Annotated in this window: 18 protein-coding genes; 14 read left to right on the top strand and 4 right to left on the bottom strand. The window is 54.1% G+C overall.

What is annotated here, in order from left to right; genetic code table 11:
- Positions 1-27: 27 nt before the first annotated feature.
- On the top strand, positions 28-951 hold the full coding sequence (locus QQK89_RS21980) for a M15 family metallopeptidase (protein ID WP_284240808.1): 924 nt from the start codon (positions 28-30) through the stop codon (positions 949-951).
- An 81-nt stretch (positions 952-1,032) separates the two neighbouring features.
- Here QQK89_RS21980 and QQK89_RS21985 read toward each other — a convergent pair whose 3' ends face one another.
- Positions 1,033-1,188: a DUF1540 domain-containing protein gene (locus tag QQK89_RS21985; RefSeq protein WP_284240809.1), complete on the bottom strand. Its 156-nt coding sequence runs from the start codon at positions 1,186-1,188 to the stop codon at positions 1,033-1,035.
- A gap of 73 nt (positions 1,189-1,261) precedes the next feature.
- On the opposite strand from QQK89_RS21985, the gene QQK89_RS21990 reads away from it, so the two are divergent.
- Positions 1,262-2,227 carry a nucleoside hydrolase gene (locus QQK89_RS21990; protein WP_284240810.1) on the top strand — a complete coding sequence of 322 codons (966 nt, stop codon included), beginning with the start codon at positions 1,262-1,264 and terminating at the stop codon, positions 2,225-2,227.
- Here QQK89_RS21990 and QQK89_RS21995 read toward each other — a convergent pair whose 3' ends face one another.
- The gene (locus QQK89_RS21995; RefSeq protein WP_284240811.1) at positions 2,228-3,544 is read right to left on the bottom strand and encodes a deoxyguanosinetriphosphate triphosphohydrolase family protein; all 1,317 of its coding nucleotides are present in this window, start codon (positions 3,542-3,544) and stop codon (positions 2,228-2,230) included.
- Positions 3,545-3,707: 163 nt separating this feature from the next.
- On the opposite strand from QQK89_RS21995, the gene cls reads away from it, so the two are divergent.
- The 7 genes from cls to QQK89_RS22030 all read left to right on the top strand — a co-directional run bounded on the left by cls (position 3,708) and on the right by QQK89_RS22030 (position 10,995).
- Complete coding sequence (cls, locus tag QQK89_RS22000) at positions 3,708-5,156, top strand: cardiolipin synthase (RefSeq protein ID WP_284240812.1); 1,449 nt, start codon at positions 3,708-3,710, stop codon at positions 5,154-5,156.
- 437 nt (positions 5,157-5,593) lie between these two features.
- Positions 5,594-5,980: a Fur family transcriptional regulator gene (locus QQK89_RS22005; RefSeq protein WP_284240813.1), complete on the top strand. Its 387-nt coding sequence runs from the start codon at positions 5,594-5,596 to the stop codon at positions 5,978-5,980.
- Positions 5,965-6,735, top strand: a complete 771-nt coding sequence (locus tag QQK89_RS22010; protein WP_284240814.1) for a winged helix-turn-helix domain-containing protein — start codon at positions 5,965-5,967, stop codon at positions 6,733-6,735. The genes QQK89_RS22005 and QQK89_RS22010 overlap by 16 nt, the downstream gene beginning before the upstream one ends.
- 141 nt (positions 6,736-6,876) lie before the next feature.
- Positions 6,877-8,337 (top strand): catalase, encoded by a 1,461-nt coding sequence (locus QQK89_RS22015; protein WP_284240815.1) that lies wholly within the window; start codon positions 6,877-6,879, stop codon positions 8,335-8,337.
- A gap of 124 nt (positions 8,338-8,461) precedes the next feature.
- Entirely contained in the window at positions 8,462-9,442 is a 981-nt protein-coding gene (locus tag QQK89_RS22020; RefSeq protein ID WP_284240816.1) for an aldo/keto reductase, read from the top strand.
- Between the two features lie 80 nt (positions 9,443-9,522).
- A complete protein-coding gene (locus QQK89_RS22025; RefSeq protein WP_284240817.1) occupies positions 9,523-10,008 on the top strand; it encodes a CcdC family protein in 486 nt (161 codons plus the stop codon).
- 441 nt (positions 10,009-10,449) lie between these two features.
- Positions 10,450-10,995 carry a glutathione peroxidase gene (locus tag QQK89_RS22030; RefSeq protein ID WP_284240818.1) on the top strand — a complete coding sequence of 182 codons (546 nt, stop codon included), beginning with the start codon at positions 10,450-10,452 and terminating at the stop codon, positions 10,993-10,995.
- Between the two features lie 68 nt (positions 10,996-11,063).
- Here QQK89_RS22030 and QQK89_RS22035 read toward each other — a convergent pair whose 3' ends face one another.
- Positions 11,064-11,648: a hypothetical protein gene (locus tag QQK89_RS22035; RefSeq protein WP_284240819.1), complete on the bottom strand. Its 585-nt coding sequence runs from the start codon at positions 11,646-11,648 to the stop codon at positions 11,064-11,066.
- Positions 11,648-12,181: a hypothetical protein gene (locus tag QQK89_RS22040; RefSeq protein WP_284240820.1), complete on the bottom strand. Its 534-nt coding sequence runs from the start codon at positions 12,179-12,181 to the stop codon at positions 11,648-11,650. Before QQK89_RS22040 ends, QQK89_RS22035 begins: the two co-directional genes overlap by 1 nt.
- 179 nt (positions 12,182-12,360) lie before the next feature.
- Between QQK89_RS22040 and QQK89_RS22045 the strand changes: the two genes are divergently transcribed.
- The 5 genes from QQK89_RS22045 to QQK89_RS22065 all read left to right on the top strand — a co-directional run.
- Positions 12,361-12,861, top strand: coding sequence for a DUF6385 domain-containing protein (locus tag QQK89_RS22045; protein WP_284240821.1), 501 nt, complete (start codon positions 12,361-12,363; stop codon positions 12,859-12,861).
- Positions 12,862-15,215: 2,354 nt separating this feature from the next.
- Positions 15,216-17,336: a DUF6385 domain-containing protein gene (locus QQK89_RS22050; RefSeq protein WP_284240822.1), complete on the top strand. Its 2,121-nt coding sequence runs from the start codon at positions 15,216-15,218 to the stop codon at positions 17,334-17,336.
- Positions 17,337-17,421: 85 nt separating this feature from the next.
- Complete coding sequence (locus QQK89_RS22055; RefSeq protein WP_284240823.1) at positions 17,422-19,557, top strand: tetratricopeptide repeat-containing glycosyltransferase family 2 protein; 2,136 nt, start codon at positions 17,422-17,424, stop codon at positions 19,555-19,557.
- On the top strand, positions 19,514-21,022 hold the full coding sequence (locus QQK89_RS22060; RefSeq protein WP_284240824.1) for a tetratricopeptide repeat-containing glycosyltransferase family 2 protein: 1,509 nt from the start codon (positions 19,514-19,516) through the stop codon (positions 21,020-21,022). Before QQK89_RS22055 ends, QQK89_RS22060 begins: the two co-directional genes overlap by 44 nt.
- A partial coding sequence (locus tag QQK89_RS22065; RefSeq protein ID WP_284240825.1) for a glycosyltransferase family 2 protein occupies positions 21,009-22,737 on the top strand: 1,729 nt, incomplete at its 3' end. The genes QQK89_RS22060 and QQK89_RS22065, both read left to right, overlap by 14 nt.

Genomic DNA, 22,737 nt, shown 5'->3' on the forward strand with positions numbered 1-22,737 from the left:
TCATAGAGAGCAAATAAGGAGAGCAGCATGAGAAGAAACGTACGTAGAAGAAGACGCGGATTAGCTTTTGTAGCGATATGCGTGGTTGCCATTGCAGTCGTATTGTTTATCCGTTACGAGAATTTAACGGCCGAAGCTCCTGAGGAGACAGCGGCTAATAGCCAGACTTCGAGCCCGGATCCGGCGGAATCGGATCAGCCTGTTGCCTCGGATAACCCGACGGACGCACCGTCTGGCGACCCTTCCGATGAACCAACCGACGAACCGTCTAATAATAATGAAGCATCAGGCGAGCAATCGCCTTCGAACGAACCTGACAAGCCTGCGATCGCAACGGCGGGCGAAGAGGACGGTTATGCCGTTGTTGCCCAGCCGGCAAGCGTAGCCGTGTTGGTGGACAAGCAATACAAGTTGCCTGACGGTTACGAGCCTACCGATTTGGTGTATCCGGACGTAAGGTTCACCTTCAGCGAGAAGATCGACAAACGCAAAATGCGCAAGGAAGCGGCAGGCGCTCTTGAAGACCTGTTTGCCGGCGCGGAGAAAGACGGCATCTATTTGGCGGGCGTATCGGCGTATCGTTCCCAATCGACGCAGAAGAGCTTGTTTAACCGGTATGTTGCAAAAGACGGCATGGAGAAAGCATTAACCTACAGCGCATTCCCGGGCACAAGCGAGCACCAGACCGGTCTTGCGATTGACGTATCGGGCAGCGACGGCAAATGTGCCGCGGAGGATTGTTTCGGCGGTACGCCGGAAGCGGAGTGGTTGGCGGACCATGTGGCGGAATACGGTTATATTATCCGTTATCCGGAAGGCAAAGATGCCATTACGGGCTACAAATACGAGCCTTGGCATATCCGCTATGTAGGCAAGGAGCTGGCACAAGAGATAGACGAGAAGGATCTAACGCTGGAAGAGTATTATAACGCGGTTCCAGTATCACAATAAAAGAGTCGAACGGGGCGGCGCTCAGCTTCCGATGCGTGTGATTCATACATGGCATGGGGCTGCGCGCCGTTGCCCATTCTGTTAAATCTTTGCTTCGAACGTTTTGCAATCCGTTTCATCGGAATTGCTTGCTTGTTTGGAGCGGTTGTTGACTACATAAATCGAAGTTGCCGCGCAGTGATTGCCTGCAGCCCAATGCTTGCAGGAGTTAACTTCGCATAATACGTCTTTAGCCATGATAAGTCACCTCCTTACTTATAGGATGGACAATCACAAATACGTTTTATACTCAGGAAGGGATGGAGCAACAATGGGAAAAAAACTTTATTTCAATCACGACGCGGGGGTAGACGATCTGGTGTCGCTATTTCTCGTCCTGCAGATGAAGGACGTTGAGCTGATCGGGGTGTCGGTTATTCCGGCTGACGGTTATTTGGAACCGGGGATGGCCTCAAGCCGTAAAATTATCGACCGCTTCGGCGCGCCTGGAACAAGCAGCAAGGTGGAGGTTGCCCGTTCCAACTCAAGAGGACGCAACCCGTTCCCTTCGGAATGGCGCATGCATACCTTTTTTGTCGATGCGCTGCCCATTCTGAACGAACCTGGCATTATCCATACGCGCGAAGCGGCGCTGCCTGCCCACCGCCATATGGTTGAGCAGTTGCTAGCCTCAACCGAGCCGGTCACTTTGCTCTTTACCGGACCGCTAACGGATCTGGCTAGAGCGCTTGATGAAGCGCCGGAGATTGAAGGTAAAATCGAGAAGCTGGTCTGGATGGGCGGAACTTTCAACGAGAAGGGGAATGTTCAGGAGCCCGAGCATGACGGAACCGCGGAATGGAATGCCTTCTGGGATCCGGAAGCGGTAGAACGGGTATGGAACACGGGGATCAAGATTGAGCTTGTGGCGCTGGAAAGCACGAACAAAGTACCGCTTACGGTTCCGGTGCGGAACCGCTGGGCGTCGCTGCGGAAGCATGCGGGACTAGACTTCGTTGGCCAATGTTACGCGGCTTGTCCGCCGCTTGTATATATGGAAACGAACTCGACCTATTACTTGTGGGATGTTCTGACGACAGCAGTCGCCGGCGACCCAAGCCTAGTTCAGATGAAGACCGTTCACAGCACGGTTATTGCAGACGGCCCAAGCCAAGGCCGCACAGTCGAGACGGCAAACGGGCGGCCGGTGAGTCTTGTCTATGATGTAGAGCCGGAACGATTCTTCGACTATATTACGGCCTTATCGCAAAACGCTGTTCTTAATCCTGCCGAATAGTTAGTCCATCTCGTAGATTGAACCTGATTTGCTCGCGTACAGCTCGGCATAGACCTTCTCCGCATACGCATCGGTCATGCCGGAAATATAATCCGCAATAAACCGGGGCCAAGTCCAATTGTGCTTGTGCTGATCGAAGCTCGCTACCCAATCCGGCGGCAGAATGAGGCGACCTTGCTCTGGCTTCTTGAAGCTGTCCCATAGACGGCGGATCATAATTTCGCTGCGCATTTGCAGCCGCTGTACGCGGAAATCCTTGATCAGCGTTACCCAGGCAAGCTTCTTCAATATCTCCATTGTGCGCAGCAGGTCAATGTCCTGCTGTCCTTCCAGCACAAACGTCACTTTCTTCCAATCTTTGACCGGATCATCGATAATGCCGACTCGTCCGGCGAATACGCTAACCCACCGTGCTTTCATCTCTCTGCGCGTCCGGGATGACTCATGGTCGTACAGAGCGTAGAGCTCTTCCCATTGCTGTAGATAAGCAGTCAGCACTCGCTTAACCATCGCGGGAATGTCCACTTGATCCCAGCCCACATCCATATTGCCTTGATCTTCTACGATCTCTTGCACCAAGTTATCGATCAGCCTCTGATCTTCGAAGAAGGTGCGGTTCATCTGGATTTTGCCGGCGCGGATGCCGTCCTCGATATCATGGGTCGAATACGCGATGTCATCGCATAAGTCCATCAGCTGCGCTTCCAGCGTCGAACAGCCCTCCGGCATCTTCCATTGCTGCCGAATATGGTTGATGGCATGCCATTCTGAACTGTATAAACCTTTGAGCCTGCCCGGATCGTCAAGCGAGTAAGGATATTTATTGACCGCGAGCAATACGGCTGCCGTCAGATCCAGACCGCTGCCGCTTCCCGCGCGTTTCTCCAGGAACATCAGAATGCGGAAGTTCTGGGCATTGCCTTCGTAAGCAAGACCGTGTTCCTCTATTAATAAGCGATTCAGCACCTCTTCGCCTTTATGGCCAAACGGCGGATGGCCGAGATCATGGGCAAGAGATGCGATTTCCACTACCGAGGGATCCAGAATGAGACCGGGATGTTCCTTTTTCGTAAGAAAAGGGTATTGTTTCCCTAGACGTCTCGCCGTCTCTCTGGCAATCTGCGATACCTCGAGGGAATGGGTTAACCTAGTCCGGTAGTAGTCGCCCGATCCGGCGCCAAATACTTGCGATTTGCCTTGCAGCCTCCGGAAAGCCGGGGATTGGATGAGTCTTGCGTAGTCCCGTTCGTATTCGTCGCGTTCTTCGCTAAATGTGCCGAGCGCTGGTTCGTCTAATCGATATTGTCGTAAGTCCATGGTTCTTCCTCCTATGCCGCTCGCACGTTTCTGTATTTTTCTGAAAATTGTAGCATATTTCAAATGGAATAAGAATGTTTGTGTAAGGTTTGAACATCTTTCGCGCTTGAGGTATTCTCTAATTAACGTTTTTATCCATAATAATTGAGGGGCTCGTCTAGCTATGAATGTCGTACAGGATATTTCAACCGTATTTATCATCCTGAATATATTGCTGGCCCTGGCGGTTATTTTCCTAGAGAGAAAAGACGCAAGATCGACATGGGCCTGGCTGATGGTGCTGTATTTCCTGCCAGGCGTCGGATTTGTCCTTTATCTGATTCTCGGTCAGCGGCTGCGCAAGCGGAAGCTGAATAAGATGTTATTGGAAAGCCAGCGTATTATTGAGGATTCCATTGAAGCGCAGAAGCATCAATTAGAAGAGCGGAACATCCCGTTTAACGATCCCGCTACCAGCCATTATCAGAGCATGATCCATATGAATCTGGTGAGCAGCTTTTCGCTGTACACCCAGAACAATGCCGTGCAAATCTTCACGACCGGCAAGAGCAAGTTTGATGCGCTGCTGCGCGATATCGAGTCCGCACAACATCATATTCACCTTGTCTATTACATTGTGCGTAACGATAAGCTCGGTAACCGGCTGATCCACGCGTTGGTGGAGAAAGCAAGGCAAGGCGTGCAGGTCCGGTTTCTGTATGACCATATCGGCAGCAAGGGTCTTCCGAGGAAGTTTTTCAAGGAGCTGAGAGAAGCGGGCGGAGAGGCGGCGGCCTTTTTCCCGTCCCGGATTCCTTATTTGAACCTGAAGATCAACTTCCGCAATCACCGCAAGCTAGTTATCGTTGACGGGCGGATCGGTTATATCGGCGGGTTTAACATCGGGGATGAATACTTGGGCCGCGACAAATATTTCGGCGAGTGGCGGGATACGCATCTGCGCGTGGAAGGCAGAGCCGTTCTGCAAATGCAGGCGCAGTTCCTGATGGACTGGAATTTGGCTTCTTCGGGGATGGTGGAGCTGGATTATCATTACTTCCCGCGCCACTTCGGGGCGGTAGGGACGATTGGGATGCAGCTTGTAGCAAGCGGGCCGGACTCGGATTATCAGCAGATTAAGGACGCTTATATCAAGATGATCTATTCCGCCAAAAAAAGCATCTGCCTGCAGACGCCGTATTTCGTGCCGGATGAAAGTCTAATGACGGCATTGAAGATCGCCGCGATGTCGGGGGTTGAGGTGAAGGTGATGCTGCCAAGCAAACCGGATCACTTCTTCGTGTACTGGGCGACGCATTCGTATTTGAACGAGCTGCTCTTGGCAGGAGGCAAATGCTATATTTACGAGCGGGGGTTCCTGCACGCGAAGACGCTCGTTATTGACGGTCAGGTTGCTTCCGTAGGCACAGCCAATATCGATAACCGCAGCTTTAAGCTGAACTTTGAGATGAACGCTTTTATTTATGACAGCGCAACGGCGGGGGAGCTGGAGAGATTGTTTGGGCTTGATCTGGAGGACTGTTATGAACTGACTCTCGACAATTATTTGAAACGGCCGATCATGAACAAGTTCAAGGAGTCTATTGCCCGTCTGTTATCGCCTATCTTATAAAATCCGCACGCCAAAAGGGATTCCGCTTATCGATGATAACCGGAATCCCTTTACCTTTCTGAATCGCAATTATTCAATTTCGAAACGCTCCATTCTACAACTTCCGTTGCCATAATATCAGGTAAGTAATCATTAACTAAGGTACTACTCTGGATTCCCGCATGTCCGGTAGATCGGTAAGATTCTCCTTTCCGAAAGTAGTGAGGACATGCTTCGCTAACTTACTTCAATGGACTATCCCCTTCCGTTTGGTGTAGGTTTATCATAAACCATTATTTCAATTTTGTAAATATTCTAATAATTATTTTTCGTAAAGTTTGGCCATAGATTCTAAGAATGGAAGATGGCGCATACAGGGAATGAATTCAGGTTGAACTTAGCGATATTTAGATTTATACTTAGTCTAAATTAACTCGATCTGAAGGACTGAATATACCATGACTAAAATAAATCTGACTACTCAAAGAAAAGCGATCCTGGAAGTGATTCAGGAATCGCATGATCACCCTACGGCTGCGGATATCATTGAGCGTCTGCGGGATAAAGGAAGCAGCTTTGCTTACGGAACCGTATATAACTCGCTGCGTTATTTGACGGATGCCGGTCTGATCCAGGAATTAAAGCTGGGCGAAGCGGTAAGCCGTTATGATGCCAGAATGGACGACCACCACCATATTATGTGCAAGCAATGCGGGCGAGTGGAGGAAGTATTGACCGAGCTGCCCGAGGAATGGCTGAAGAAAATCGCGGCCGAAACGAAATTTGCCGTACAGGAAGCCCATGTTGTATTAGAGGGGGTATGCGAAAGATGCGCCAACAAGTAGAAGATAACCGCACGGAGGCTCCACCTGCCGAAGAGGTTCTTATGGAGGGGAAAACATGCTCTTTGACCAAGCGGATTATGACGGTTAGTCCTTTTCCCGAACGGATGAACAGCCTTCTGCACTTGCTTACGGCGGAATGCTTCGATTTGTTTGCGCTCCATGATCTGAACAAAGCATTCGTCAGTAGTCTGCAGCCGGAGCTGATCATCTATGATGCGACTCCTAATCCGCTTATTCCAAACGCCGTAGACGCCTTGCATGCCGCGATGACGCATACTTCGCCTATTAATGGCGCTTCTCTCTTGTTCCTCGTTCACGAGGAAGCAAGGGTTATGGCTGCGGCTATACCGGATAACGCCGAGCTTCTCGTATGGCCGTCGAACCCCCAAGACGCGTTGAAGCAAATTACCCGAATGCTTGGGGAATGGAAAGCGCCGGATCAATCAAGTTACAAGTTCAAGGACTTAACGGTTGACCTGAAAAAAATGGCGGTATACCGCGGTGAAGAACGGATCGAGTTGACCAAAACCGAATACGATCTGCTCCTGATGTTTCTTGCATCGGATGGCGCGGTGCTGACCCGCGAGGTGATGTTTGACGCGGTATGGGGAAGCCAATATTTTGGCGGCAGCAACGTGGTGGATGTGCACATTAAGACGCTCCGCCGCAAGCTGAAGGATAGCGCGGTAGCTCCGAATTATATCGCAACCGTACGCGGAGCCGGCTATCGGTTGGTAGAGCACCGGGGAAATTAACCTATCCTATCCAGCGTTCTTCATGCGATCTTCATGAGCCTTTCATCCAATGTTCATGACAGCGGTTCGGCCTATCCTTACAATAGGAATATAAGATTTAGATCAAGTCTAAATATAAATATTCCGGAGGTAAGCGATAGAATGAACCATTTAACAACGAATCAAGGTATGCCCGTTGGCGACAATCAGAATTCAAGAACAGCCGGACAACGAGGTCCGACATTACTGGAAGATTACCATCTGATCGAGAAAATCGCGCATTTCGACCGTGAACGCATTCCGGAGCGCGTCGTGCATGCGCGCGGAGCAGGCGCTTACGGTGTATTCCGCACGGCGCGCAGCATGAAGGCCCATACGAAAGCGGCTTTTCTGCAGGAAGAAGGGAAGGAGACGGATGTTTTCGTCCGGTTCTCTACCGTCATTCACGGAACAGGCTCGCCGGAGACGGCAAGGGATCCGCGCGGTTTTGCCGTGAAGTTCTATACGGAAGAAGGCAATCTGGATATCGTGGGCAACCATCTGCCGGTCTTCTTCATCCGCGACGCGATGAAATTCCCGGACATGGTTCATTCTTTGAAGCCATCTCCCCGTACCAATCTGCAAGAGCCTGAGCGGTACTGGGATTTCATGACGCTGACGCCGGAATCCACCCATATGCTAACGTGGTTGTTCTCGGATGACGGCACGCCGGCATCGTATCGCGAAATGGACGGTTTTGGCGTTCACGCGTTCAAGTGGATCAACGAGCAAGGCGTAGTTGCGTATGTGAAATACCACTGGAAGTCGAAGCAAGGCGTGCGCAACTTTACGGCATCCGAAGCTGGCGCCATGCAGGGCCAAGATTTCAATCATGCGACCCGCGATCTGTATGATGCCATCGAGCTTGGCCGCTATCCGGAATGGGATCTGCATGTGCAGCTGATGCCGGTTGAACATGTGGACCGTTTCGCATTTGACCCGCTTGATCCGACAAAAGTATGGCCGGAAGACAGGTACCCGCTTCAACTCGTAGGCACGATGAAGCTTCTTCGCAATCCGGACAACTATTTCGCCGAAGTGGAGCAGTCGGCTTTCGCCCCTAGCGCCGTAGTTCCCGGCATCGAGCCTTCGGAAGATAAACTGCTTCAAGGACGTTTGTTCTCCTATCCGGACACGCAGCGTTACCGTCTTGGCGCCAACTATTTGCATATTCCGGTCAATTGTCCGTATGCGCCGGTCCGCAACCATCAACGCGATGGGGCGATGACGCTGAAGGCGGATCCGTCTACGATGAACTACGAGCCTAATAGCGCAAGCGATAGTCCCGCGGAAGCTCCGGCGTACAAGGATAGCGTGATGCCGCTTCAAGGTCATGCTGGACGCGAGAAGATTTACAAGACGGATGATTTCACGCAAGCGGGCGAGCGCTACTTGTCGCTGTCGCCAGAGCAGCAAGAGAATCTCGTCAGCAATTTGGTGAACGACTTGAAGCAAACAAGCGAGCAAATCCAGCTGCGTGCCGTATGCAACTTTTTCCGCGCTAACGTGGAATTTGGCATCCGCCTCTCCAAAGGGCTTGGCGTCAATATCAGCGCGTACATGCAGCACCAAGCTTTACTATAAAGGGATCAACGGCCGGAGCCGATCGATGAACGATGGGGCTCCGGCCATTTTTTTTTGAAATATAAGAAGAAATGGAAATTTGTTATACTGGATTCCGTAACCGATTACATAACGAGGTGAAAAGATGGAGTATCGCGGGTTAGGTTCTTCGGATTTGAAAATAAGCGAGATCAGCTTCGGAACATGGGCGATAGGCGGTGCCTGGGGCAATGTGAACGATAAGGAATCGCTATTGGCGCTTGAAGCTGCCATGGAGCAAGGCGTTAACTTTTTTGATACGGCGGACGTGTACGGCGACGGACATAGCGAACGGCTGCTCGCTCAGGCGACAAAAGGCCGCGAAGACGAGATCTATATTGCGACGAAGTTCTGCCGTGCGGGAGATATTCATGACCCGGCGACTTATTCGGAAGCCGCTGTCCGCGCTTATTGCGAAGCAAGCTTGAAACGTCTGGAGCGCGAGAGGATTGACCTGTACCAGATTCATTGTCCTCCGATGCCAATCCTGAAGGATGGCCGTGTATTCGAGGTGCTGGACAAGCTCCAGCAGGAAGGCAAGATTCGCCATTATGGCGTAAGCGTAGAGTCGGTGGAGGAAGGCCTCTATTGTTTGGAGCAGCCGAATGTCCGCGCGCTTCAGGTTATTTATAATATTTTTCGCCAGAAGCCGCTTGAGCTGCTGAATGAAGCGCATCGCCGCGGCGTTGGCATTCTGGTTCGCCTGCCGCTGGCTAGCGGGTTGTTAACGGGCAAATTCACCGCTGCTTCAACCTTTGAGGCAGATGACCATCGCCGCTTTAACGAGAATGGCGAATCGTTTAACGTTGGCGAGACCTTTGCCGGGCTTGGATTTGCCAAAGGGGTTGAGCTGGCTGACCAGCTTCGTTGGATCGCGGAAGGACGCGGTAACATGACACGTGCTTCGCTGCGCTGGCTACTCGATCATGAAGCGGTATCCTGCGTCATTCCGGGCTTCCGCAATGTGCGCCAGGTGGAGGATAATCTTGCGGCGCTCGAAGTGCCTTCGTTCACGGAGGCGGAACGCGAACGCCTGTCGGCCTTCTACCAAGAGAAGGTGCATCCGTTTATCCGCGGGTCTTACTAATCCCGTATCCGTTTGCACTGATGTGCGTTTTGCGCTACGATGGGTGTAGTAACCCACTGTTGAAATGAGGATAGATAACGATGCTATCTGCCAATACACATCTTATTCAAATCGCGTCCATCGTTTTTTCGGTTTGTGCCGGACTGGCGCTAATTATCCTTCGCATGCGGGCAGGCAAGCAGCCAACCAATCTGCGCAAAATCATTGCGCCGCCGCTTGGCATGTCGACCGGATTTATGATGTTTGCGTTTCCGATTACGCATATCCACTGGTTATGGGGATTATCGGCATTTGGTACGGGACTGCTCATTTTCTCGTTCCCGCTTATCGTCACAACGCGCCTCGAGCGGGTTGAGTCCGATATTTTCGTCCGCCGTTCGAAGGCGTTTATCTTTATCATGCTGACGCTGCTCGCAATCCGATTGGCTTTGCACAGCGTTGTTGAGCAATATATGTCCATTCCGCAAACCGGGGCTTTGTTCTATCTGCTTGCCTTCGGCATGATTCTCCCATGGCGTTTCGCCATGGTTGGCGACTACATGCGCCTGCAAAAAGCAGAAATGTAAAGGGGGGGCGTGCCTGCGGCACGCCTTTTTTTTGTTGGCGGTTGGCGTTCTCGGAGACGCCGTCGCACGTCTTTCTTTATCTGTAGCAGGCATTTTGCCTGCTACAGGTCCGAAAGAGGCGGACCTCGAATGGCGACATGTCTGCAGCAGGTAAAAAGCCTGCTACAGGCCCGAAAGAGGCGGATCTCGAATGGCGACATGTCTGCAGCAGGCAAAAAGCCTGCTACAGGTCCGAAAGAGGCAGACCTCGAATGGCGACATGTCTGCAGCAGGCAAAAAGCCTGCTACAGGCCCGAAAGGAGCTGACCTCGAGTGGCTATCCGTCTGCAGCAGGCAAAATGCCTGCTACTCCATCCGAATTTGACATCGGGTAGCCGACTGTGATATAAATTGTGTACAATTTAATTTAATAAAATCATTTTTCTCAAGGAGGAAATCAACATGAGCGTATATTCATTCGAAGCGGAAACCATTAAAGGACAACAGGTGAACCTGGAGGATTACAAAGGGAAGGTTCTCGTGATCGTAAATACAGCGAGCAAATGCGGTTTTACCCCGCAATATACCGACTTGCAGAAAGTGTACGAGCAATACAAGGACCAAGGGCTTGAGATTTTGGGCTTCCCTAGCAATCAATTTGGCGAGCAAGAGCCGGGTTCGAATTCGGATGTACAGGACTTTTGCCAGCTCAATTACGGAGTAACGTTCCCGCTGTTTGCGAAGACCGATGTGCGCGAAGAAACAGCTCATCCCTTGTTTGCTTATTTGAGCGAGCAGGCACCGTTCCACGGCTTTAATACGGACGAGCCTAGCGGCAAAATGCTGCATGCTTTCTTGTCCGAAAAACTTCCTCATTACCTGGAAGGCAACGACGTGAAATGGAACTTTACGAAGTTCCTCGTTGACCGCGATGGCAACGTAGTGAAGCGGTTCGAGTCGACGGACGAGCCTTTAAGCATGACCCCGGATATCGAAAAGCTGCTGTAACGCACGCAGTCAAGAAGAAAAGCTCATGTGGCCTAAATATAGGCTGCATGGGCTTTTTTTCATAAGTATTAAACTTCCCACCAGATGACCTCTATGCCAACGCCAAGTATGCCGAGAACGGTCAAAGCACCCACAATGTTAGCGGTTAAAGTTTGGCCCGGAGGTACGGCTACGGATCCGCCAAAGGAAAAAGAGAACGGCCCAGGCTGCAGCGGATACAGCACAAATGAAGTTCCGCCTGTTACCGCGTTGATGGAGGTTGTAACCGAAGCGACACTGGCCGTGCTGCTGCCAAGATTAAGGTTAACCGGCGTGCCGGTAGTTGGAGATGCAATGGTACCTCCGCTGTAGAGCGTTACTTGTGCGGAAAAGCTGGAGAGCAAGCTTAGCGAGATGTTGGTGTAGCCTACGATTTGTCCAAGATAAACCGTTTTCCCGCTGCCGGAAGGATTGGCAATACGAATGGAGCTGTTGACGCTCCCCCCTAATATTCCTAAGGAAATGCTATTGGCCGCATTGACGGTGAAGGAGCCGCCTGCTTGTATGGATGTCCCCGTTTGGACGGGAACCTCGGTTCCCGGCTGGGTGTAGGAGTTGGCGGCTGCGCCGTACAGAGGCCTATTCGAGCTATCGAAAATCGAGTTGTTCGGCATTAAAACTCCCACCACGAAATATTGGCGGCCGCCGTAATGGATCCTGTACCAACGGAGATAGCGACCGAACGGTTAGCCGGGACAATAAGTCCGCCTGTAAAAACGACCTCAAACATACCCGCTGCAAGCAGAGAAGTATAAAACAAGGTAGGAGAGCCGGATACGCTGCCGGTCGCCACCCGTGCCGTAGCTACGCTTGTGGTCGCATTGCCAAGCTGCATATTAAAAGGAGTTGGGGTTGTTCCGCCGGAAACCGTCCCTCCCGAGTAAAGGTTTACCGTAGCCGCGGCGCTTACTCCTCCGCTAATTTTTGAAATATAAAGCGATCTTCCGCTGGCGTTAGGGTTCGTGATTTGGATTAACAAGTTGGAGCCCCCGCCTACAGCCGTACTGGCCGAAGTAACCATAAAAAATCTTCCGCTCGCGGCTGCGTCTTCTTCGGGCGGAGCCACGATGGCAGGGCTGTTATAGCGGTTATTCAACAGAATATATAACGGGCTGTTCTCGCTGTTGAATACGGAGGAATTCGTCAAATTAGTTCACCTCTTGTCTGGGAATGCTTGCCTCATTATATGGCGCAAACACCGGATTTGTATGGGGAAATACGGATGAGAATGAAGTTAGGTGAATCTACCGCGTTCAACCGCCGCCGCGTACATTTTCATTTACACATAAAGTAATGGAAGCATGGACATTGAGGAGAAGAGGAGATATGGGAAAAACAGCAAGACACAAACACAAACATAGAAGAAGACTGCGTCGTTGCCGCAAAAAACCGTTCAAGCACAAGAAGCGTCGCCGCATCCCCAGAAGACGTGTTTGCTGCGGGTGCAAAAACGGCAGTTCTTTGCAGATTTTTCGCTCTATTGAATATGAAGAAGCTGTGACCTCAGATGAATTCGCCCCAATGCCAACACAAGATACGGCTTCGGACTTGGTGTTTTCTTACGCCGTATTGAATCGGGGGAAAAATGCTGCCATTGTACGCCTCGAGGTTGGGCCAAACGGCGTAGATTTTGCGCACGATTACGAGACGGTGATTGAAGCGGGCGGAATAGAGATTATGACCCCTTCAAGATTCATGCATTTCACTAGACTATCGATTCGTTCGAAGCTGACGGGGGCTCCAACGTTAATTCAGGTGTATTTTCAGGCGCAGCGCGCAGAGATGAGACCGGTTCATGAATTTCATTTTTTAAGAGAAAAAAGGTGATGAGTAGGTATGCCGAACTTTTCGACGTTTAATCCCAATCCGGATAATTTACGCACTTTAATCTTTGGTAAAGACAATACGGATACGGCGCGGCCTCTGGCCGTGGATTCAACCGGGAATCTTGTAACAGTGTTGCTAGACGGAACAATCAGCAGCATTATGGGAGTAACGATTACGGCGGGTACAGTTGCCATTTCGGGCGGTACGGTAGGGGTTACCGGAACGGTGGCGGTATCCGGCGGCACGGTTGACGCCGTGGTGACGGGCGGAACGATTAGCGCAGTATTGGGGACAACAATCACGGCCGGTACGGTAGCGGTATCGGAAGGGACGGTAGCCGTATCTGGCGGTACGGTTGCATTATCCGGGGGAACGGTAGCCGTGTCCGGAGCGACGGTGTCAGCGGGGACATTAGATGCCGTGCTCGGCGCAACGATTACGGCGGGTACGCTGAATGCGTTGCTTGGAGCAACGATCACAGGCGGAACGATCAATGCGGTGCTCGGCACGACAATTACGGCCGGTACGGTAGCAATCTCGGGCGGTACGGTAGCGGTATCCGGCGGTACGTTTGAGATTGCGGGCGGAACGGTAGCGGTGTCTAGCGGAACGCTAGATGCACTGTTGGGCGCAACGATCACAGCGGGTACGTTAAACGCGGTGCTGGGAGCGACCATCACGGCGGGCACGCTGAACGCGTTGTTAGGAGCGACGATTACAGGCGGAACGATTAATGCGGTGCTCGGCACGACAATTACGGCCGGTACAGTAGCCATTTCGGGCGGTACGGTAGCGGTATCCGGCGGTACGTTTGAGATTGCAGGCGGCACGGTGGCGGTGTCTAGCGGCACGCTAGATGCACTGTTAGGAGCAACGATCACAGCTGGTACGTTAAATGCGCTGTTAGGAGCGACGATTACGGCGGGTACGTTGGATGCCGTGCTCGGCGCAACGATCACAGCGGGTACGTTAAACGCGTTGTTAGGAGCGACGATTACAGGCGGAACGATCAATGTGGTACTCGGCACGACAATTACGGCCGGTACAGTAGCCATTTCGGGCGGTACGGTAGCGGTATCCGGTGGTACGTTTGAGATTGCAGGCGGCACGGTGGCGGTATCTAGCGGAACGCTGGATGCGTTGCTGGGAGCAACAATCACAGCAGGTACGTTGAACGCATTGTTGGGAGCAACGATCACAGGCGGAACGATCAATGCGGTACTTGGCACCACAATTACGGCGGGTACTGTAGCGATATCGGGCGGTACAGTAGCCTTGTCGGGTGGCACGGTGGCGGTGTCTAGCGGCACGCTGGATGCGTTGCTTGGGGCAACGATCACAGCAGGTACGTTGAACGCATTGCTGGGAGCGACGATTACAGGCGGAACGATTAATGCCGTGCTGGGCACGACAATTACAGCAGGTACAGTAGCAATATCAGGCGGCACAGTAGCCTTGTCCGGCGGCACGGTGGCGGTGTCTAGCGGGACGCTGGATGCGTTGCTCGGCGCGACGATTACTGCGGGCACGTTGAACGCATTGCTGGGAGCAACGATCACAGGCGGAACGATCAATGCGGTACTTGGTACGACAATTACGGCGGGTACAGTAGCGATCTCGGGCGGTACAGTAGCCTTGTCGGGTGGCACGGTGGCGGTGTCTAGCGGAACGCTGGATGCGTTGCTGGGGGCAACGATTACAGCAGGTACGTTGAACGCATTGCTGGGAGCGACGATTACAGGCGGAACGATTAATGCGGTACTTGGCACGACAATTACGGCGGGTACAGTAGCGATCTCAGGTGGTACGGTGGCGTTGTCCGGCGGTACAGTGGCGGTGTCTAGCGGGACGCTGGATGCGGTACTCGGCGCGACTATCACTGCGGGCACGTTGAATGCATTATTAGGAGCGACGATCACAGGCGGGACGATCAATGCGGTACTTGGTACGACAATTACGGCGGGTACAGTAGCGATCTCTGGAGGCACGGTAGCCTTGTCTGGTGGTACTGTTGCAGTGTCTAGCGGCACGCTGGATGCGTTGCTAGGCGCAACGATTACAGCAGGTACGTTGAATGCATTACTAGGAGCGACGATCACAGGCGGAACGATTAATGCGGTACTTGGCACGACAATTACGGCAGGTACAGTAGCGATCTCTGGCGGCACGGTAGCGTTGTCCGGCGGTACGGTGGCGGTGTCTAGCGGCACGCTGGATGCGTTGCTAGGGGCAACGATCACAGCCGGTACGTTGAACGCATTACTAGGAGCGACGATCACAGGCNNACGATTAATGCGGTACTTGGCACGACAATTACAGCAGGTACAGTAGCGATCTCTGGCGGCACGGTAGCGTTGTCCGGCGGTACAGTGGCGGTGTCTAGCGGCACGCTGGATGCGTTGCTAGGGGCAACGATTACAGCAGGTACGTTGAACGCATTACTAGGAGCGACGATCACAGGCGGGACGATTAATGCGGTACTTGGCACGACAATTACAGCTGGTACTGTAGCGATATCAGGCGGCACGGTAGCCTTGTCCGGCGGTACGGTGGCGGTATCTAGCGGAACGCTGGATGCGTTGCTGGGAGCAACGATCACAGCCGGTACGTTGAACGCATTGCTGGGTGCGACGATCACAGGCGGGACGATCAATGCAGTACTTGGTACGACAATTACGGCGGGTACAGTAGCGATCTCTGGAGGCACGGTAGCCTTGTCCGGTGGTACTGTTGCGGTGTCTAGCGGCACGCTGGATGCGTTGCTAGGGGCAACGATTACAGCAGGTACGTTGAACGCATTACTAGGAGCGACGATCACAGGCGGGACATTGAACGCATTGTTGGGAGCAACGATCACAGGCGGGACGATTAATGCGGTACTTGGCACGACAATTACGGCGGGTACAGTAGCGATCTCAGGTGGCACTGTAGCTTTGTCGGGAGGCACGGTGGCGGTGTCTAGCGGCACGCTGGATGCGTTGCTAGGGGCAACGATCACAGCAGGTACGTTGAACGCATTGCTGGGTGCGACGATCACAGGCGGGACATTGAACGCATTGTTGGGAGCAACGATCACAGGCGGGACGATCAACGCGGTACTCGGCACGACAATTACAGCAGGTACAGTAGCGATCTCTGGAGGCACGGTAGCGTTGTCCGGCGGTACGGTGGCCGTGTCTAGCGGAACGCTGGATGCGTTGCTAGGGGCAACGATCACAGCAGGTACGTTGAACGCATTGCTAGGAGCAACGATCACAGGCGGGACGATTAATGCGGTACTTGGCACGACAATTACAGCTGGTACTGTAGCGATATCAGGCGGCACGGTAGCCTTGTCCGGCGGTACAGTGGCGGTGTCTAGCGGCACGCTGGATGCGTTGCTGGGAGCAACAATCACGGCAGGTACGTTGAACGCATTGCTTGGGGCAACAATCACAGCAGGTACGTTGAACGCATTGCTAGGAGCAACGATCACAGGCGGGACGATCAATGCGGTACTTGGCACGACAATTACAGCAGGTACTGTAGCGATCTCTGGAGGCACGGTGGCCTTGTCGGGCGGCACGGTGGCGGTATCTAGCGGAACGCTGGATGCGTTGCTTGGGGCAACAATCACAGCAGGTACGTTGAACGCATTACTAGGGGCGACGATCACAGCAGGTACGTTGAACGCATTGCTGGGAGCAACGATCACAGGCGGGACGATCAACGCGGTACTCGGCACGACAATTACAGCAGGTACTGTAGCGATCTCTGGAGGCACGGTGGCCTTGTCGGGTGGCACGGTGGCGGTGTCTAGCGGAACGCTGGATGCGTTGCTTGGGGCAACGATCACAGCAGGTACGTTGAACGCGTTGTTAGGCGCGACGATCACAGGTGGAACGTTGAATGCATTACTCGGCGCGACGATCACAGGCGGGACGTTGAATGCGTTGCTCGGCGCGACGATCACGGCGGGTACGTTGAGTGCATTACTCGGCGCGACGATCACAGCAGGTACGTTGAACGCATTGCTAGGCGCGACGATTACAGCGGGCACGTTGAATGCGTTGCTAGGAGCAACAATTACGGCAGGTACTCTAACCGCAGTACTCGGCACAACGATTACGGCAGGTACGTTAAGCAGTGTTACCTCGATTTCGCAAAAGAGCTTCCAAGAAGTAGCTAACCTGAATAACCTAACAGCAGATGCGTATACGGCTGTACCGACCATAACGACTAGCGTATTTGGCACTTATTCTTATTTTGTCTACAACAAGGGTCCGGGAACAAATGCAGCGACGGCACGTGTCGAGATCAGCGCCAACGGAACGAACTGGTATACCGATGTGGAGAGTGTAACGGGAATCGCGGTAGGCTCGGTAGATGTACTCGTGCCGCAGCGTTTTCTGAAATATACGAGGCTTGCTTACCGTTCGACAACGACGGGCAGTCCAACAACGGTAGACGTATATTTCAACGGCCAAGGCACGTAAGCCTAAGCTTACTCTTTAGGCCTACGCTTACGAAGCAAGAATTGCCGCAAAAACCGCGGTAATTCTTTTTGAGGAGGGTTATCCAATGCTGCTCGGTGTTCACATCATCGTACGCAATGAAGAGGATATGCTCGCAGAATGCCTGGAGAGCATTCGCGGCATAGCCGATGAACTCATCGTGGTCGACACGGGTTCGACGGATGGGACGGTGGACATTGCCCTGCGGTATGGAGCAAGAGTCATTCGGGCGGAGTGGAACGATGATTTCTCCTCCGCCCGCAATTTGGCGTTAGAGCATGCCCGTACGGTTTGGGTGCTGGTCCTGGATGCGGATGAACGGCTAAAGGGGGATTCGCAGTCGATCAGAAGACAGCTGCGAGCAGCCGCTTCAACGGCGTACCGACTGCGGATGGAGCATCTGCTGGATGCTGCCAATCCGACGTTAAGCGTCAGCAGCGAAGCCGTTCGCCTGTTCCGGGCAGACCGGGGATACCGTTATCACGGGGAAATTCACGAGCAGCTCGTCCTTATCCGGGAAACGGAGACGGGAACGGTCTTGAAAGATGTCGACGGTCCCTTATGTACGGGCGAGCATCAAATTGTGCATGTCGGCTATATGCCGGACGTGCTACAGCGCAAATCAAAAGCAGAGCGCAATTTACGGGTCATTACCAGGCAGCTGTCCAAGCGGCCCAATGACCCTTTTTGTCTATACAATTATGGGGTGACGTTATGCCAGCTAGGACAATCGGAAGAAGCGGCGGCAGCGTTCCGCAAAGCGCTTGACTATACACCGTTATCCGCCCCATACCGTCCAACGTTAGCCAGAGATTATGCGAAGGTGCTATCCGCTCAATCTCGCTATGAAGAAGCAACCGCCCTGCTCCGCGGGGAGACGCTTCGTTACCCGGATTATCCGGACCTGTTTATGCTGCAAGGCGACAGCTTAACGGCTTTGGGGATGCTGCCCGAGGCAAAATCCGCATACGAGACGGCCATTGAAGCGGGCGCAAAGCCCCATTCCTACATTTCGGAAAAAGGATCCGGCAGCTTTCAAGCAGAGCTCCGTCTGGCCGCTCTTTTGCACAAAACCGGTGAAACGGGTGCCGCAGGGCGCCATTACGAGTCTTTGCTTAAAGCGATGCCCGCCTGGGAGGAAGCGCTGGCCGCCTGGGCGGATGATCTTCAGCTTCTTGGAGAATCGGATTCGGATATCCGCCAGAAGCTGAGCGCTTTTGCAGGAGAGGATGAGGCACAAAAACATAAAGTGATGGCCAGGGTACTCAGCCGTATTGGAGCCTATAGCACGGCTTTGCCGTTATGGCGGACGATTCATCAGGAGGGGGCCGGGAACAACGAAGCGGCGTTGCTGCCTTTTTCCGATATGAGAAAATTCGCCGACTGTCTGATCGGGACCGGGCAATATGCCGAGGCAGCCTCCCAAATTCGGACTTGGCTGCAGGCGGAAAACCTATTGGATCATCCGGATCCCGGGCCAGAAATGACGGAGTTAGGCATGGACTTCGCGTTATGCCGATGGAATGAAGGGCAGCGAATGAGCAAGGAGGAGTTAGAGGCCGTTTATGGAGGGAGCAGCCGTCTCTTCAAAGAGACCGAGCAATTAAACGCTTGGCTTCCGGTGCCGCAAGGGGCATTGAACCGAATTGCCAAAGAACAGGAGCTGGCCACCGCCAAAAGCTGGCTGAACGTTGCCGTAAACCGCGGCATGCTGCGGCTGGCGAATAAGCTGGCGGGCAGTTACTACGGCATAAAGCCGCATTTTGAAATGACGCTGTATGACCATGGTTACGTCGATGCCGCCGCCGAATTGATGCTGGACCGTTTCGAGAAAGATGGGCGCTTGACGGGGGAACAGTCTTTTCGTCTAGGAGAGCTGCTCTATTTGAAAACCATGTACAGCGAGGCTTTATCGCTATTTGAGAGTGCCGCCGACAACGACCGCAGCGGTGTTTATATAGAAAGGGCACAACTTGGCGTTTCGGCCGCTTGCTTGCAATTGGCAATCGAAGCTTTGCAGCCGGATGAATACAGCGGGAGCCGCAATTGGGACGGAAGCTGGTCGGAGCCTGACCGGATCAAGCTGGAGGAAGCGCTGCTGCGGGTGGAATGGCTGGGTTGGAAGACGAACTGGAACGGACGGCAAAGGAGGCGCGTGAATGGCGGAGCGGCGGAAGCGGATTTCCTTATGCATGATCGTTAAAAACGAGGAAAAACATTTGCCCGGTTGTCTGGACAGCGTGCAGGGCATTGCCGAAGAGATCATTATCGTAGATACCGGCTCAACGGACGGGACGATTGCGATCGCGGAGCGATACGGAGCGGTTGTCATTCGCAGCGGTTGGGAGCGCGATTTTGCAAAAGCCCGCAATCTCGGGGTGGAGCGGGCTTCAGGGGATTGGATCCTGTTCCTGGATGCAGATGAACAGCTGGACGCGGCGACAAAATCGCAGCTGCTCGATTACGCCCGCCATGACGAATTGTCGGCGCTGCTTCTTCAAATCCGGAATCAGATCGGGCCGGAGCATGATCAGGGCTCAACGATTCATCCCGTGCTGCGAATGTTCCGCAATGACCCTGCTCATCGATTCGAGGGACGTATTCATGAGCAGATTTCTTTTTCGATACTCCGGAAAAATCCTTCTGCCCGGTTTCATCTGACGGATGTCGTCATCCACCATTATGGCTACCGGACCCAAGTGGTGGCGGAAAAAAACAAGCTGCAGCGCAATATGGAGCTGCTCGAGCTTGCGCTTGCGGAAGAACCGGACAATACGTTCCACCGTTATAATATCGGCGTGGAATATTTGCGCAACAACCGCGCCGCCGAGGCGCTTGAAGCGTTCCGGATCGCGCGCCGTTCGGACGGTTTCGCCCAGCTGTCTTACGCGCATCTGGTGCTTAAATACGAATCGCTTAGCCTTCAGTTGCTTGGCCGGTGGGAGGAAGCCGCCGCGGCGGCAAGGGAAGGTTCGGAGGTTTTTCCCGATTACACGGATTTATGGCATTACATCGCGCTTTGCTCCGCGAGCACGGGCAGATTCCTTGCGGCGCTTGAGGCGGCGGAGAAAGCGCTGGAGATAGGCGCCGCCGCTGCCCGCTATCACACGGAGGACGGGATGGGAACGTTCAGGACGGCTTATTTGCAGGGAAGAATCTATGAAGCGCTGCATGATGAGCAGGGAGTTATTCAGGCTTATATGACGACTTTAAGGTTTAAGCCGAGCCTGCTCCCGCCGTTGTTCCGCTTGTGCAAATATTTCCGTACCGCCGGACGCGCAAGCGAGCTTGCTGCCGTAATGGCCAGACGGATTTCATGCCCGGACGAAGCGGCCATGCTGAAGCTTGCGGGCGTAATGGTCGCAAGCGGCTGCCCGGATAGCGCCATTGCCTACTTGGAATGGCAAGCCGAGCTGTACAAGGAACCGTCGCTGCGGAGCTCACTCGCCGCACATGCGATTGCCGTCCGGGAGGGAGACTACGGCCGGTTGCCGTTTGCGGGAATCCTTAGCGAGGAAGAAGCGGAAGATACGTTGTCTGCCGCGGTTCATTGGCGGGGGAGGGCCGAGTATTTCTTGGAGCGCGCCCAGCAGCAGAAGAAACGGTCCGCCCGCGAGCAAGCCATTCAGAACGTTCGGTTGTTATTGCCCGGTTATGAAGGCTGGTAAGGTAGATCGGGAGGAAGCGCCCGCCGAGCCGCTTCCGTTGTCGCTCTGCATGATCGTAAGGGATGAGGAGCAATTCCTGCCGGCGTGTCTGGCATCCGCTGCTCCTTATTGTTCGGAGATTCTTATCGCCGATACCGGATCAACCGACCGCACGGTGGACATAGCCAAGGCTTATGGGGCGAAGGTGATGCAGGTCACTTGGCAGGAAGATTTTGCAGCGGCGCGCAACGCCGTTATAGAGAGGGCTTCCCAGCCCTGGATTCTAGTGCTCGATGCGGACGAAAGGCTTCTCCCGCTTCCCATGGAGCACTGGAGCAAGCTGCTTGCCGATGATAGTTGTTACGGCTACTTTATTCAGATTAGAAGCCGGGTAGACGGACGCGGAGGAGATGAAGAGATCTCGGACGCGGTCTGCCGGCTTTTTCGCAACGATCGCCGGATTCGGTTCCTGGGGGCTATTCACGAGGAAGCCGCAACGTCGGTGTCCGCCTGCGGAGCGGGAGCGCTGCAACATGCGCCTGTTGAAGTTCTCCATGATGGTTACCGGAATGCCGTACTTTTAAAGCGAAGAAAAAAAGAGCGGAATGAACGGATTTTGCGCGCGGCATTGCTGCGCGAACCGAATAATCCGGTGCTTCGGTATGCGATGGGCACGGAATGTTTTGCTTATGGCGACTGGGAGCAAGCGGCGAATTGGCTGGAGCCTATGCTAGGCAGCCAGGCGGAAGACGGCGGCTATTTATCGGATGTGTGGCTGAAGGTTGTACATGCGCTGCGGTCGCTCGGCAGGTTGGAGGATGCGGAGAGGCATGCCCAAAGCGGGCTTGCGAGGTACGGGGATTTTCCGGATCTGCACGAAGCCTACGCGCTTGTGCTGCTGGCGATGGACCGGCCTGCGGAAGCCGGTCTTGCGCTGAAGCGCGCGCTTGCGGTTGTTCAGCCGCCCTTGCATTATTCGTCGGCAGCGGGGTCCGGCAGTTACCGGACCTTATTCTTGGCGGGTTATGCGGCAGAAAGAAGGTATGACTGGAAGGGAGCAGCGGACTATTATGCGGCGGCGCTGGACCTTCATCCGGCGTACAGGCCGGCTTGGGAAAGACTGCTGATCCTGGGAACGCTCGATGCGGAGCTGAGAAAGCCGTGGATGGCTGCCGCCAACCGGGCGGCGAAGAGCGGCAACCATACGCTTTGCCGCTCCATGCTGGAACTGCTCGCCGACGCCGGCCTGCAGCTTGCGCCTGCTGTAAGCAGCAGGCTTATGGCGGGCTTGGCGGCAGGGGAGCACTTCTGGAGCGGCCTGCTGGCTGTGCAGCAGGGCGATTTGGCGGAGGGCCGGCAGCGCTGGGCGCTGCTGCCGGAAGATTACCCGGGCAAGGGCGAGTATCTCGCCGCCCTTGCCTGGGTGGACGGCAGGCGGGCTGAGCCGCCGCCCGCGAGCCTTGCGCACGCCTTGCATCGCGTGCGTGCTTTTACGGCGTGGCTGGGGCTAAGCCCGGCCACGCCGCAAGCAGCGGCGCCAGCGCCAGCGCCGCTGCAATGGTGCGCGCTGCTAGGCGCGGCACCGCCCGTGCCCGCTGCGTTGGCAGCGGCACTGGGGCTGCGCGCGGCAGCGCAGCCCGGGGCGCCCGCCCGGCTATCCGCCGGGGGGGGTTTTTCGCGGTGTCGTTTTAACATTACCCCAGCCACCCGCACGACGGCAGACGGGGTTTGGCGGG

Origin of the sequence: Paenibacillus glycanilyticus (assembly GCF_030161375.1) — a bacterium.
Lineage (GTDB): Bacteria > Bacillota > Bacilli > Paenibacillales > Paenibacillaceae > Pristimantibacillus > Pristimantibacillus glycanilyticus_B.